The sequence below is a fragment of the Sphingomonas kyeonggiensis genome (assembly GCF_014204495.1).
Taxonomy (GTDB): domain Bacteria; phylum Pseudomonadota; class Alphaproteobacteria; order Sphingomonadales; family Sphingomonadaceae; genus Sphingomonas; species Sphingomonas kyeonggiensis_A.
This window is the reverse complement of record NZ_JACHLN010000001.1, coordinates 1598146-1612604: the sequence shown is the minus strand read 5'-3', so window position 1 is coordinate 1612604 and position 14459 is coordinate 1598146. Positions and strand designations below refer to the sequence as shown.

Annotated in this window: 11 protein-coding genes; 6 read left to right on the top strand and 5 right to left on the bottom strand. The window is 67.3% G+C overall.

Annotated features, from left to right (window positions below; all coding sequences use genetic code 11):
• Positions 1-328 precede the first annotated feature (328 nt).
• Positions 329-1807, top strand: coding sequence for a lipopolysaccharide biosynthesis protein (locus HNP52_RS07905; protein WP_184164809.1), 1479 nt, complete (start codon positions 329-331; stop codon positions 1805-1807).
• On the opposite strand, the gene HNP52_RS07900 is transcribed toward HNP52_RS07905, so the two are convergent.
• Complete coding sequence (locus HNP52_RS07900) at positions 1804-2232, bottom strand: CBS domain-containing protein (RefSeq protein WP_184164807.1); 429 nt, start codon at positions 2230-2232, stop codon at positions 1804-1806. The two genes, HNP52_RS07905 and HNP52_RS07900, sit on opposite strands and share 4 nt — an antisense overlap.
• A gap of 64 nt (positions 2233-2296) precedes the next feature.
• On the opposite strand from HNP52_RS07900, the gene HNP52_RS07895 reads away from it, so the two are divergent.
• Positions 2297-2596, top strand: a complete 300-nt coding sequence (locus tag HNP52_RS07895; protein ID WP_184164804.1) for a hypothetical protein — start codon at positions 2297-2299, stop codon at positions 2594-2596.
• A 34-nt stretch (positions 2597-2630) separates the two neighbouring features.
• Here HNP52_RS07895 and HNP52_RS07890 read toward each other — a convergent pair whose 3' ends face one another.
• The 4 genes from HNP52_RS07890 to hisS form a co-directional block, all read right to left on the bottom strand.
• On the bottom strand, positions 2631-3386 hold the full coding sequence (locus HNP52_RS07890; RefSeq protein ID WP_184164801.1) for a DUF4167 domain-containing protein: 756 nt from the start codon (positions 3384-3386) through the stop codon (positions 2631-2633).
• A gap of 271 nt (positions 3387-3657) precedes the next feature.
• A complete protein-coding gene (gene prmC / locus HNP52_RS07885) occupies positions 3658-4521 on the bottom strand; it encodes a peptide chain release factor N(5)-glutamine methyltransferase (RefSeq protein ID WP_184164798.1) in 864 nt (287 codons plus the stop codon).
• Positions 4522-4975: 454 nt separating this feature from the next.
• Positions 4976-6046: a peptide chain release factor 1 gene (gene prfA / locus HNP52_RS07880; protein ID WP_184164795.1), complete on the bottom strand. Its 1071-nt coding sequence runs from the start codon at positions 6044-6046 to the stop codon at positions 4976-4978.
• A complete protein-coding gene (hisS, locus tag HNP52_RS07875) occupies positions 6043-7296 on the bottom strand; it encodes a histidine--tRNA ligase (protein ID WP_184164792.1) in 1254 nt (417 codons plus the stop codon). Before hisS ends, prfA begins: the two co-directional genes overlap by 4 nt.
• Before the next feature lie 298 nt (positions 7297-7594).
• On the opposite strand from hisS, the gene HNP52_RS07870 reads away from it, so the two are divergent.
• The 4 genes from HNP52_RS07870 to HNP52_RS07855 all read left to right on the top strand — a co-directional run bounded on the left by HNP52_RS07870 (position 7595) and on the right by HNP52_RS07855 (position 14398).
• Positions 7595-8797: an efflux RND transporter periplasmic adaptor subunit gene (locus HNP52_RS07870; RefSeq protein ID WP_409372614.1), complete on the top strand. Its 1203-nt coding sequence runs from the start codon at positions 7595-7597 to the stop codon at positions 8795-8797.
• Positions 8798-8803: 6 nt separating this feature from the next.
• A complete protein-coding gene (locus tag HNP52_RS07865; RefSeq protein ID WP_184164786.1) occupies positions 8804-12004 on the top strand; it encodes an efflux RND transporter permease subunit in 3201 nt (1066 codons plus the stop codon).
• The gene (locus HNP52_RS07860; protein ID WP_184164784.1) at positions 12001-13422 is read left to right on the top strand and encodes an efflux transporter outer membrane subunit; all 1422 of its coding nucleotides are present in this window, start codon (positions 12001-12003) and stop codon (positions 13420-13422) included. The genes HNP52_RS07865 and HNP52_RS07860 overlap by 4 nt, the downstream gene beginning before the upstream one ends.
• 193 nt (positions 13423-13615) lie before the next feature.
• Entirely contained in the window at positions 13616-14398 is a 783-nt protein-coding gene (locus tag HNP52_RS07855) for an enoyl-CoA hydratase-related protein (RefSeq protein ID WP_184164781.1), read from the top strand.
• Positions 14399-14459: the final 61 nt, after the last annotated feature.

Below are 14459 nucleotides of genomic sequence, written 5' to 3'. Positions count from 1 at the left end.
ACAGCCATCTGTAACTTTCTGTCTTTTTTTCGAAACAGGAACCACAAACCACTCAATATCAACACTTTAGCACCATTTTGAAGGTCCGCAAACCCTCGCCTCAAACCCCGAATCATCCCCAAACCATCCGAATCACGACCCAGAATCAGCGGGAATCAGGCGCCTTGAGCCGCCCAAACAGGCCCTCCGGCGGTCGAACCTGCGCGATTCATCGATCCGGGCCTCGATTCCCGACTCGAACGGCTGCTCGGTTGCATAGCCATGCACGCAAATGCGGCCTTCTCGACGGTTTACGCGGCATAAAGGCGAACGGGCGCATAGCGCGCGTATGAGCGAACCCGTGCTGGCCACTTCCGAGACCCAAGGCACCAGCCTGCGCCAGCAGGTACGCAGCGCCGTCATCTGGCGTTCGGGCACCCAGATCTTCGGGCAGCTGCTCACCTGGGCCTCGACCTTCATCGTCATCCGGCTGCTCGGCCCTTCGGCCTATGGCCTGTTCGCGATGACCCAGGTGATCCTGGTGCTGCTCAACATGCTCAATGGCTACGGTCTCGCCAGCGCATTGATCCAGCGCGAGGACGCGGGGCGCCACGCCCAGCGCCAGCTGTTCGGCATGTTGATCCTGCTCAACTTCGCCCTGGGCGGCCTGCAATACCTCGCCGCGCCTGCCGCCGCCGCCTATTATCGCCAGCCGATGGTCGCCGACCTGCTCCGGGTTCAGGCGCTTCTATATATAGCGACGCCGTTCATCGCCCTGCCCCAAGCACTGCTCTCGCGGGAGATGGACTTCCGCAGGCAGGCGCTGGTCAACTTCGTCTCGGCGCTCGCAGGAGCCATCACCGCGCTCGCCGGCGCACTCGCCGGCATGGGCGTCTGGACGCTGGTCGCCGCGCCGATCGCGCTGTTCGCCACTCGTGCCATCGGCATGACCATCGCCGCGCGCTCCTATATGTGGCCGAGCTTCGACTTTCGCGGCGCCGGCGACATCGCCCGTTATGGTGGCGTGATGGCCACCGGCCAGATCTTCTGGTTCGCGCAGAGTCAGGCCGATGTGTTCATCGCCGGCCGCCTGTTCGATCCGCACATGCTGGGCATCTATACGACCAGCCTGTTCCTCACCCAGATCTTCGTCTCGAAATTCGTGCCACCGCTCAACGAAGTCGCCTTCTCCGCCTATGCCCGATTGAAGGACGACAAGGCCGCAGTTGGCGCCGCCTTCACCAAGTCGGTCCGGCTGGTGATGCTGGTCGCCATGCCCTTCTATCTCGGCATGGCTGCCACGGCCGAGCCGCTGGTCGCGGTCGCGCTCGGCCCGAAATGGATGGAAGCGGTGCCGGTGGTGCACTGGCTCGCGCTCGCCATGCCGATGATGACGCTGCAGGTACTCTTCGCCCCGGCCAGCGATGCCTGTGGGCGCCCCGGGATCAGCGCGCAGAATTCCATGACGGGCGCGCTCTGCCTGCCGATCGCCTTCCTGATCGGCGTGCACTGGGGAGTGATGGGGCTCGTCGCCGCCTGGTTCGCCGCCTACCCGCTCTATCTCGCGCTCTCGACCTGGCGGACGCTGCCGGTGATCGGCGTAAAATTCGGCACACTGGTCGAGGCGATCGCGCCGTCGGCGCTCGCCGCCGGGGCAATGGCATTGATTGTCACCGGCCTCGACGCCTTGCTCCCTCCGGTGCCCGAACTTCTCCGTCTGGCGCTGCTGGTCGCCGCCGGCGGGCTCGCCTATGCCGGGCTGCTGTTCCTGTTCGCCCGGCGGATGCTGGTCGACTCGATCAACCTCGTCCGCAACCGCGGCGCCTAGACCGCCTGGATATAGGCGCGCATCGCATCGGCTTCGGATTCGATCCGCTCGATCCGGTACTTCACCAGGTCGCCGATCGAAATGAAGCCAATACAGGTGCCACCCTCGACCACCGGCAGATGGCGGATGCGCCTGCGCGTCATCAGCGCCAGTGCGGCAAGCACGCCCTCGTCCGGCGAAACGGTGATCGCCGGGGCGGTCATCACTTCGCTGACCTTGCGGGCGAGCGCCGCCGCGCCGTCGCGTTCGAGGCAGTAGATCACGTCACGTTCGGAGAAGATGCCGGCCACGGCATTGCCGACCATCACGGGCACGGCGCCAATGCGCTTGCCCGCAAGCAGCGAAACGGCATCGGCTACGGTGCTGTCACCATCGACCGAGACAACGTCACGCCCTTTGCCACCCAGGATTGCCGCGATTGTCATCGCTCGACTCCTCGTTCGGGTTGAGGCGCTTGTGTGTCCCACGAATCGTCCCCAATTGCAAAAGATGGAAGCGCCCCGGGGCCTGGACGATCCGGAATATGCTGCCTTCGCCTGGGGGCGCTATCGCCGCGTCCTGGCGCGGATGGCACTGGTTGCCGCCGCGGTGGCGGTGCTTTCGGTGCTGATCCTCTGGCACTGGCTGGGCTGGCTGAACTTCACCCTGGCCCTGGCCACCGCACTCGGCGTGTTCTTCACGATCCTGCTCGGCGCCGCGCTGATGGGACTGATGTTCCTCAGCTCCGGGACCGGGCATGACGCGCAGGTGGAGGACTTGCTGCGCGACCAAATCGAAATCGGCGACTGAGCCCGAGCCCAGCCGCCGATTTCGGTATCACCAATCAGGCCGTCGCTTCGGCGTCCTTGCGGGCGCGGGGGCGGCGCGGCTTCTTGGCCGGCTCTTCCGCGGCCTCGGCCGGGGCCGCATCGCTTACGCCGAGCGCGGGCGGGAGCACCGCGGCGTCGATCGCATGGCTTTCCTCGGCCTGGGCTTCCTCGCGGCGCGGGCGACGCGCACGACGCGGAGCCTGCTCCTCGCGGGGCGCCTGGGCTTCGACCGCCTCGGCGGCGTCGCCCTCACCCTCGGCACCATGGCCATTGGCATAGCCATTGCCGTTGGCGTGACCGTTGCGCTGCTCGCGCTCGCGGCGGGGCTGACGCTCCGACCGCTCCTGGCGACCCTCGCGATCACCGCGGCCTTCACGCTCGCGACGCGGCTGCTGCTGGGCACGCTGCTCGGGCTGGTCGTCGCCATCCTCGGCGCGGTTGCCATCGGCCTCGACGTCGAAATCCTCGTCGTCGCTGTCGAAATCATCGCGGTTGCGGCGCTGCTGCTGGTTCTGCTCCTCGAAGCGCGACCGGCTCTCGCTCAGCACGCGGAAATAGTGATCCGCGAACTGGAGATAATATTCGGTGTTGACCCGATCGCCCTGCATCTGAGCGTCGCGCGCCAGATTCTTGTACTTCTCGAGCAGCTGGGCGGCGTTGCCGCGCGCACGGTTGTCGATGCGATTCCCGTTACCCTGGCCGGGGTTGCCACCCTGGCGCTGCTGCTGCCCGCCACGACCACGACGGCGGCCGGCCTGACGATTGTTCATCAAGGTCTGTATGTCCTGTCTTGTTTACGCTGTCCGTCGGTCCAATTCCTGGGTCCCGGATGCAGTTTACAAATGCGCGTCAACGCCTCGGGAGGCGCAACTCGCCTGCCATGGCCACCGGACTGCAGCGGCTATCATGACCTGAATCGGGGCTGTGCGTTCTTCACGGCCCAAGCTTCAACTTCTTGGTTGAAAGTGCCCTACCCCGTCGCTGTCTTAGCCGGTGCAGCACTAATGTCCAAGCAGAAATATGTGTCGTTTTCGCGTCGTTTCAAGTCAGCAGCAACGCCCGCGGACGCCCGCCAAGATCCTTGTACAGCGTCACCGCGAAACCGCACTTCCGGGCAATCGCGGATACGGGTTCGGCCTGAGTCCAGCCGATCTCCAGCACCGCCGCGCCGCCCGGCGCCAGCAGCCGGCGCAGATCGGGGATGATCCGCAGATAATCGTCGAGCCCTTCCGCACCCGCGAACAAGGCCGAGCCCGGCTCATAGCGGCGGACCTGCTCGGGCAGATCCTCCACGGTGCCGATATAGGGGGGATTCGCCAGGACCAGGTCGAATCGCGCCTCCAGCCCCTGCGCCCAGTCGCCGCGCTGGAAGCCGGCGCGATCGGCCAGCCCCAGCGCATCGGCATTGCGCTGGGCATAGTCGAGCGCGACCTCGGACGCGTCCACGCCCAGCCCCTGCGCCTCGGGCCATTCGGCCAGCGCCGCCAGCAGCAAGGTGCCCGGCCCGGTACCCAGGTCGAGGATGCGCGCCGGCGACCGCGCCCCGAAATATTCGAGCGCCGCCTCGAGCAGCGTTTCGCTGTCCGGACGCGGGATCAATACCCCCGGCCCCACCGCCAGCTCGATCGTCCAGAAGGCCCGGCTGCCGGTGATATAGGCGACGGGTTCATGTGCCAGGCGGCGTTGGAGGAGGGATTCGAACCCTCCAGGGACCGGATCGCCGATATGGCGCAGGATCATCGCTTCCCGGGTCACGCCGAGCGCATGCGCCATCAGCAGTTCGGCATCGAGCCGGGGCGAATCGGAGACGGGCTCCAGCGTGCGGGCGGCTTCGTTGAGGCCGACGCGCACGCTCCTGCCATTTGCCGCCGACGGCGCCTCGGGTCGGGGATCAGGAGAGGGCATGCCGCGCCTCCCGCTTAGAGCCGGCAACCGGAAAATGTTGAATCCCTTGATACGCCACGCGGGTGCGGGAGGGACGCTGGGGCAAGGGATCGATCCGGATTTTCGCGGCGCGGGTCATGCCGGGACCGAAGCAGAAGATTTCCTACATTGCCAGAGGGGTGACGCGCCGAGAGCATCCCCCCTCGCTCAACAATAGCGTCATCCCCGCGCAGGCGGGGATCCAGAGCCAAGGGGCGATGGCGGTGCGGCTCGCCTTGCGATCTCCGGCAAGCGGAGGTCCGATTTCCGCGTTTATCCCGAGCTACCCTGGATCCCCGCCTGCGCGGGGATGACGGGGTTGGGGACCGGAATGACGATCAAGAAGGTCGCGCCGGAACAGAAAAGGCCGGGCATCGAGCCCGGCCTTTTCCAACCCACCCCCGCCCCTCCCTTGCAGGGAGGGGAGTTGAGAGGATTACCCGTCGAGCTGGGCCAGTCGATCCGCTTCGTCCTGGGCGATCAGCGCGCCGATCAGTTCGTCGAGCTCGCCTTCCATCACTTCGGGCAGGCGGTGAAGGGTCAGGTTGATGCGGTGATCGGTGACCCGCCCCTGGGGGAAATTATACGTGCGGATGCGCTCCGAGCGATCGCCCGAGCCGACCATCGAGGCACGCGCGCCCGAGCGCTCCGAGGCCAGCCGATCGCGCTCGCGCTCGTAGAGGCGGGTGCGCAGCACCTTCATCGCCTTGGCCTTGTTCTTGATCTGCGAGCGCTCGTCCTGCTGGATGACGATCGTGCCGGTGGGCAAGTGCGTGATGCGCACCGCCGAATCGGTGGTGTTGACGCCCTGCCCGCCCGGCCCCGAGGCCCGGAAGATGTCGATGCGCAAATCCTTGTCGTCGATCTTGATGTCGGCGTCCTCGGCCTCGGGCAGCACCGCCACCGTCGCCGCCGAGGTGTGGATGCGCCCGCCCGCTTCGGTCGCCGGCACGCGCTGGACGCGGTGGACGCCGCTTTCGAACTTGAGCTTGGCGAACACGCCGGTGCCGGTGACGCTGAGCACGACTTCCTTGTAGCCGCCGAACTCCGAATCGGAGGCGGAGATCAGCTCGATCTTCCAGCCCATGCGATCGGCATAGCGCTGGTACATGCGCAGCAGGTCGCCAGCGAACAAAGCCGCTTCGTCGCCGCCGACGCCGGCTCGGATTTCGAGCATCGCCGGGCGGGCATCGGCCGCATCGCGCGGCAGCAGCGACAGCGCGAGCCCGCGCTCGGCCGCGGCCAGCGCGGTTTCGTTGGCACGCAGCTCTTCCGCCGCGAGCGCACGCATTTCCTCATCGGGCTCCTGCGCCATCAGCGCGAGCGATTCGGCTTCGGAGCGCAGGCGGCGGACTTCGCCGGCGGCGAGCGCCACCGGCTCGATCTCGGCATATTCCTTCGACACCGCGACGAACTTGTCGCCGGAGAGATCGCCGGTCGCCATCTGCGCCTGCAACTCGTCGCGCCGCGCCTCGATCGCGGCAATCCGGTCGGCGGGAATCTTCACCGCGCGGTGCTTTCTTCAATCAGCGCCAGCAACTTCTCTTCTAGTTCAGGCGCATCTGCTTCAAGCACCTTGAGACGACGGACTATTTTCCCATCCACCAATCGAACTGACTCGATAGCCCTCGGCTTCTCTTTAACGGCCTTATCAAAGCGCTTGCGCGGCGAACCTGCGGCAACCAGACTCGCAGACCAACCACGCTTTCGCAGTCTAGTTATTGCAGCAAGTGCGGCCGGAATTGCGTCATCCTCTTCCGCAACGACTATAACGTCGGGTCGCTCTGCCGCCGGCTCGGGGATCATCATCCCCAGCCGTTCGATGCCGGCCGCCCAGCCCACGCCCGGAGTCTCGGGACCGCCCAGGCTGCCGACCAGCCCGTCATAGCGGCCGCCGGCCAGCACCGTGCCCTGCGCGCCGAGCTTGTTGGTGACGAACTCGAAGGCGGTGTGGCGATAATAGTCGAGCCCGCGCACAAGACGCGAGTTGCGCGTCCACCGCACGCCCGCCGCGTCGAGCCCGTCGGTCACTGCCTTGAAGAAGGCGGCGGCGCTCTCGGTCAGATAGGCGTCGATATCCGGCGCGCTGTCGGCGATCGGGCGATCGCGCGGATCCTTCGAATCGAGGATGCGCATCGGGTTCTTCTCGAGCCGGACAAGGCTGTCCTCGCTGAGCTGATCCCTGTGCTGCTCGAAATGCGCGACCAGCGCGGTGCGCCAGGCTTCACGCGTCTCGGCATCGCCCAGCGTGTTGAGCTGAAGCGTCACGTCCTCGATGCCGAGCGCGCGCAGCAGCTGGTCGGCGAGCACGAGCAGTTCGACATCGGCCGAGGGCTCGGCAACACCCAGCACTTCGGCGTCGATCTGGTGAAACTGGCGGTAGCGGCCCTTTTGCGGGCGCTCGCGACGGAACGCCGCGCCGCTGGTCACCAGCTTGAGCGGGGTGTGCTGCTGCCAGCCATTGGTGATGAAGGCGCGGCAGATGCCGGCGGTGAACTCAGGGCGCATCGTCACCGTGCCGTCCTCGTCCTCGCCGGGCGCGAAGGTATACATCTCCTTGGAGACGACATCGCTGGTCTCGCCCATCGAGCGCGAGAAAACCGCAGTCGATTCGAGCACCGGCATTTCGACGCGCTGGAAACAGTAAAGACGACGGATGCGATCGAACGTATCGACGACATGCGCGAACCGGCGCTGATCCTCGCCGAAGATATCCTGGAAGCCGCGGATGCGGGCGGGCGTTTCGATGCGTGCCATATTGGCGCGCGCCAATAGGCCGGTTGCGGGTTTGCCGCAACGGGGGAGGCCTTCCATGCCCTCTACCGCTTTTGCGGGAGAGGGAGTTCGACACCCACGCCCCACGGAACGCTACGGCATCCCGAGGATTGTTGCGCGCGGTAATCATATCGTGGAAACGTATCCAGCGGCGGGACATAGTTTCGCGTTTCCCGCATATTTCTTGTGTTGCGCCTGCACAGGCCGCTGCCCAAGAGAATTTCCGCATAGAACCGCGCCCCGAGTCGGCGCCTTGATCCGGGTTGAACACTTGCACCGAATCACTGCTGGCGGATCCCGCCTTCCTGCCTTTGCCCTGCTTTCCGCCACGCTGATTCTCGCCTCGTGCGGGAGCGGCAGCCAGTCCGCGCAGAAGAAGGGCGCGGGCGGGCCGCCCCAGGTCGGCTTCGTGGTGGTGCAGCCCGGCGAAGTGCCGGTCGTCGCCGAGCTGACCGGCCGGGTGAACCCCTATCAGGTCTCCGAAGTGCGTCCGCAGGTGGCGGGCATCATCCTCAAGCGCCTGTTCAAGGAAGGCACGATCGTCCGCCAGGGCGAGACACTCTACCAGATCGATCCGCGCCTCTATGCCGCCAGCGTGGCCGAGGCTTCGGCCAGCCTGCAGAACGCCCGCGCCAATGCCGAGGCGGCGCGGACCAAGGCCGATCGCTACAAGCCGCTGGCCGAGGCCGAGGCGGTCTCGAAGCAGGATTATACCGACGCGCTGGCCGCGTCGCGCCAGGCGAGCGCGCAGATCGCCCAGAGCGGCGCCCAGCTGCAGACCGCGAAGATCAACCTGCACTTCACCCGGGTGCCGGCGCCGATCACCGGCCGCATCGGCCGCTCGCTGTTCACCGAAGGCGCGCTGGTCACCAGCAACCAGGCCGATCCGCTGGCGGTGATCCAGCGGCTCGACCCGATCTTCGTCGACATCCAGCAATCGAGCACCGAGCTGCTCGCGCTGCGCCGCTCGCTCCAGCAGCAGGGCGTGATGCCCGGCAGCGCCAGCGTACGCGTGAAGCTGGAGGACGGCAGCGAATATGGCCGCACCGGCACCGTCGAATTCTCCGAAGTGATGGTCGACCAGAATACCGGCACGGTCACGCTGCGCGCCCGCTTCGACAATCCCGAGGGCATATTGCTGCCCGGCATGTTCGTCCGCGCGGTGTTCACCCAGGCGGTCGACACCCGCGCCTATCTGGTGCCGCAGCAGGCGGTGTCGCGCGACGCCAAGGGCAGCGCCCAGCTCTGGGTGGTCGGCGCCGACAACAAGGCGGTGCGCCGCGACGTGACCGCCGACCGCACCCAGGGCGCCTTCTGGGTCATCACCAAGGGGCTCAACCCCGGCGACAAGGTGATCACCCAGGGCATCGCCAACCTGAAGCCCAATGCCGATATCCGCCCGGTCCCGGCCGACACGCCGCAGAAGATCGAGACGCCCCGCAAGGGCCAGGGCACCGGCGCCTCCAAGTCGAAGGGCGGCTAAGCCACTATGTCCCGCGTATTCATCGATCGCCCGATCTTCGCCTGGGTGATCGCGATCATCACGATGCTGATGGGCCTGGGCGCGGTCTTCTCGCTGCCGATCGCGCAATATCCGGACATCGCGCCGCCCCAGGTCAATATCCGCGCCACCTATCCGGGCGCGTCGGCCGAGACGGTGCAGAATTCGGTGACGCAGATCATCGAGCAGAACCTGACCGGCATCGACGGGCTGCTCTATTTCAGCTCGTCCTCGACCTCGCGCGGGCAGGTGACGATCAGCGCGACCTTCGACAAGGGCACCGATCCCGACATCGCCCAGGTGCAGGTGCAGAACCAGGTGCAGCAGGCGCTGTCCCGCCTGCCCAACCAGGTGCAGCAGCAGGGCGTGCGCGTCACCAAGTCGAACCCCGACACGCTGCTGCTCGTCGGCGTCTATGACGAGACCGACAAGCGCACCAATCGCGACGTTTCCGACTGGCTCTCGTCCAACCTGCAGGACACGCTGTCGCGCCTGCCGGGCGTGGGCGACGTCAATGTGTTCGGCTCGCCCTATGCGATGCGGATCTGGCTCAACCCCTCGGCGCTGGCCAGCTACAGCCTGATGCCGAGCGACGTGGTGACCGCGATCACCAACCAGAATACCGAGATCGCGGCAGGCGAGATCGGCGGCCAGCCGATGCCGAGTTCGCAGATGCTGAACGCGACGGTGACCGCGCAATCGCGGCTGCAGACGCCCGAGCAGTTCGCCAAGATCATCCTCAAGACCCAGACCAACGGCGCGCATGTGCTGCTGAAGGACGTGGCGCGGATCGAGCTGGGCGCGGAGAACTACAACGCGGTCAGCCGGGTGAACGGCCATCCGGGCTCGGGCATCGCGATCAGCACCGCGCCGGGCGCCGACGCGCTCAAGACCGCCGAGCTGGTCAAGTCGACCGTGGCGGAAGCGGCGAAGGAGTTCCCCGAGGGCTTCAACTACGCCTATGCCAACGACACCACCGAGTTCATCAAGCTCTCGATCCACGAAGTGGTGATGACGCTGATCGAGGCGATCGTGCTGGTCGTCATCGTGATGTTCGTGTTCCTGCAGAGCTGGCGCGCCACCCTGGTACCGATGATCGCGGTGCCGGTGGTGCTGCTCGGCACCTTCGCGGTGTTCTATGCGCTGGGCTATTCGATCAACACGCTGACCCTGTTCGGGCTGGTGCTGGTGATCGGCCTGCTCGTCGACGACGCGATCGTGGTGGTCGAGAATGTCGAGCGCCTGATGGAGGAGGATCCCGACCTCACCCCGCGCGAGGCGACGATCAAGTCGATGGACCAGATCCAGATCGCGCTCGTCGCGATCGCCCTGGTGCTGTCGGCGGTGTTCCTGCCGATGGCGTTCTTCGGCGGATCGACCGGCGTGATCTATCGCCAGTTCTCGGTGACGATCGTCTCGGCGATGATCCTGTCGGTGCTGGTCGCGCTGATCCTGAGCCCGGCGCTGACCGCGACCGTGCTCAAGCGCAAGAAGGACATGGCCGAGCCGGGCAGCGGCTGGCTGTCGCGCCGGGTGCCGTTCCTCGGCAACGCGTTCCGCACGAGTACCGAGAAGTTCAACCAGGGCTTCGAATGGACGATCGATCGCTACACGCGGACGATCTCCTATGTCGTCGATCGCAAGTGGATCTTCCTGCTGATCTACCTGCTGGTCTGCGCGGTGCTGGTGCTGATGTTCTACCGCCTGCCGACCGGCTTCCTGCCGACCGAGGACCAGGGCGCGGCGAGCGTCCAGTTCCGCCTGCCCGCGGGTGCGACGCAGAGCCGCACCCAGGAAGTGCAGCTGGCGATCGAGAAATACCTGACCCAGCAGGAAGGCAAGAACGTCAAGACCACCTTCACCGTGACCGGCGGCGGCGGCGGCGGCGGCGCGAGCGGCCAGAATACCGGCCAGGGCTTCGTGAACTTCGTCCCCTGGGACGATCGCCCGGGCAAGGACAATGCGGCGGACGCGATCGTCCAGCGCGCGGCGGGTGCCTTCCGCAACTTCCGCGATGCCCAGGTCTTCGCGCTGGTGCCGCCGGCGATCCGCGGGCTCGGCCAGTCGAACGGCTTCACGCTCGAGCTGCAGAATTCGAGTGGCATGTCGCGCGAGGACTTCGTCGCGGCGCGCGACAAGCTGCTCGCCGCGGCCAATGCCGATCCGGACCTGCAGGCGGTGCGCCTGTCGGACCTGCCCGACGTGTCGACGCTCAACATCCAGATCGACCAGGAGAAGCTGGCGGCGCTCGGGCTGACCCAGGCCGACGTCAACAACACGCTGTCGACCGCCTGGGGCGGGCGCTACGTCAACGACTTCATCGACCGCGGCCGCGTGAAGCGCGTCTATGTCCAGGGCGACGCGCCCTATCGCGCCGATCCGCAGAACCTGAGCGAATGGTTCGTGCGCGGCAGCAACGGGCAGATGGCGCCCTTCTCCGCCTTCGCGACGATCGGCTGGGCGACCGCGCCGACCACGGTGTCGCGCTTCCAGGGCATCTCGTCCTTCGAGTTCCAGGGCCAGCCGGCCCCGGGCAAGAGCTCGGGCGACGCGATGAACCGGATGGAGCAGCTCGCATCGCAGATCCCGGGCACCAGCGTCGCCTGGGCGGGCCTCTCCTATCAGGAGCGGCTGGCGGGCGGGCAGGCGCCGCTGCTGTACGGCGTGTCGCTGCTGATCGTGTTCCTGTGCCTGGCCGCGCTGTACGAGAGCTGGTCGATCCCGGTCGCCGCGATGCTGGTGGTGCCGCTCGGCCTGATCGGCGCGGTGTTCGCGGTGAGCCTGCGCGGCCTGCAGAACGACGTTTACCTGCAGATCGGCCTGCTCACCACGATGGGCCTGGCGGTGAAGAACGCGATCCTGATGATCGAGTTCGCCGAGCGCGCCGAGAAGGAAGGCAAAAGGGTGATCGAGGCAGCGCTGGAGGCGGCACGCATCCGCTTCCGCCCGATCGTGATGACCAGCCTCGCCTTCATGTTCGGCGTGCTGCCGCTGGCGATCTCGACCGGCGCCGGCGCCAACAGCCGCATCGCGATCGGCACCGCGGTGATCGGCGGCATGCTGACCGCGCTGGTGCTGGCGATCTTCTACATCCCGCTGTTCTTCGTGCTCGTCCGCCGCGGTGTGCGCGATTCGCTCAAGGCGGTGCGCGGGCGAATGGGCCGCAACAAGCCGGAGGCGCAGGCATGAAGCGCATCGTCCTCACCCTGATGCTGGGCAGCGCGCTGGCCGGCTGCTCGATGGACCCCAAGCTCGAGACCCCGGCCGCGCCGGTGCCGCCGGGCTGGCCGGTGGGCGACGCCTATCTCAAGGCCAACGAGGCCGCGCTGCCGACGGTGACGTACCAGGAGATCTTCCGCGATCCGCGCCTGCAGAAGCTGATCGAGACGGCGCTGGCCAATAATCGCGACCTGCGCATCGCCGCGGCCAACATCACCGCCGCCCGCGCGCAATACCGCATCCAGCGCGCCGACCGGATCCCGGGCCTCGACGCAGGGGCCGGCGCCACCGTCTCCAAGGCGGATGGCAGCGACCGCCAGACCAGCTTCACCGGCAGTGTGAGCATCCCGGCATTCGAGCTCGACCTGTTCGGCCGCGTCGCCTCGCTCACCCGCGCCGAGCAGAATCGCTGGTTCGCGACCGAAGCGGCCGCGCGCGCCACGCGGCTGACCCTGATCGGCGACATCGCCTCGGCCTGGCTCAACCATGCCGCCGATGCCAGCCTGCTCAAGATCGCGCAGGACACGGCGGCCAATGCCGAGCGCTCGGTGAAGCTCACCGACATGCGGCTGAAGGGCGGCATCGCCCCGCGCACCGACCTGGCCCAGGCGCAGCAGACGCTGGCCAGCGCCCAGTCCGACGTCGCATCGCAGACCACCGCGCTGGCACAGGACGTCAACGCGCTGCGCCTGCTCGTCGGCGCCGAGATCGACCCCGCCCTGCTCTCCTCGGCGATCGAGGAAGCCGCGCCCACCGTCGCCGAGCTGCCCGCCGGCGTCGATTCGGGCGTGCTGCTTCGCCGCCCGGACGTGGTGCAGGCCGAGTACACGCTGCGCGCCGCCAATGCCGAGATCGGCGCGGCGCGCGCCGCGCTGTTCCCGCGCATCTCGCTCACCGGACTGCTCGGCCTTGCCAGCAACGCGCTGAGCGGGCTGTTCTCGGGCGAGGGCTTCCACTGGTCGGGCGGCGCGAGCGGCAGCTATTCGATCTTCAACGCCGGCGCCGGGCGCGCGGGCGTGCAGGCGAGCCAGGCGCAGCGTGACGCCGCGCTCGCCAGCTATGAGAAGTCGATCCAGACCGCCTTCCGCGAAGTCGCCGATGCGCTGGCCCGGCGCGGCACGATCGCCGACCAGCTCAAGGCCGACACCGCCAATTTGACGGCGGCGCAGGACAGCTACCGCCTGTCCGAAGCGCGCTATCGCGGCGGCATCGACAATTTCCTGGCGAACCTGGTCGCGCAGCGCTCCTATTACACCGCGCAGCGCGGGCTGGTGAACACGCGGCTGGTCGAGGCGACCAACCTGGTGACGCTGTATCGCACGCTGGGCGGGGATTCGCTGCTGACGACGACGGCGAACGGGCCGGAGGCGGTAGCGCCTCAGAACTGAGCGAGGCCATTCCCAATCCTCCCCCTCCGGGGGAGGATTGATTGCGAGTGATTCGGCACAGAAACCCTGGGCCCCGGCTTTCGCCGGGGAGCAGCCCAGGGAACAGGCCCCGCTGCCCTAGCGGAAAATCACCCCCGCTTTTCCGCCCCTCCCTTCCCCGCTATCGGTTGCGAAGAGAAACGGGAGTGGAAGCATGGCCTACGAGACGATCCTGACCGCGCGCGCCGGCGATGTGCTGGTGCTCACGCTCAACCGGCCCGATCGCCTCAATGCCGCGCCGCCCCAGATGTTCGACGAGATCCGCGACGCGCTCGCCAATCTGGACGGCGCCCGCGCGGTGCTGCTCCAGGGCGCCGGCCGCGCCTTTTGCTCGGGCGCCGATGTCGCAAGCGGGGCGCTGGCGTCGGCCGATCCCGGCAATGCCACCCATGCGGCGCTGACCGACCATTACAACCCGACGATCCTGGCGGTGACGCGGCTTGGCGTACCGGTGGTGAGCGCGGTGCGCGGTGCCGCCGCCGGCATCGGCTGCAGCCTGGCGCTGGCCGCCGATTTCTGCGTGGCGAGTGACACCGGCTATTTCCTCCAGGCCTTCGTCAATATCGGCCTGGTGCCCGATGGCGGCGCGACCTGGCTGCTGCCCCGGCTGGTCGGCCGCGCCCGCGCCGCCGAGATGATGATGCTCGGCGAGAAGCTGCCGGCGGCGAAGGCACGCGAATGGGGGCTGGTGCACAGCGTCGTCTCGGACGAGCAGCTGGAGCATGAGGCGCTGGCGCTGGCCACCCGGCTGGCCGCGGGGCCGACCCAGGCGCTGGGCATGATCCGGCGCGGACTGGGCCAGGCGCTGGAACTGACGCTGGAAGAGACGCTCGCGATGGAAGCCAATCACCAGCGTGCGGCGCGCGGGACGGCGGATTCGATGGAGGGCGGGCTGGCGTTCCTGCAGAAGCGGAAGGCGAATTTCACGGGGAAGTGAGCGGGGTGACATTTGGTTTAGCAGTTCCCCGGCGAAGGCCGGGGCCCAGTTGCCACGTCGT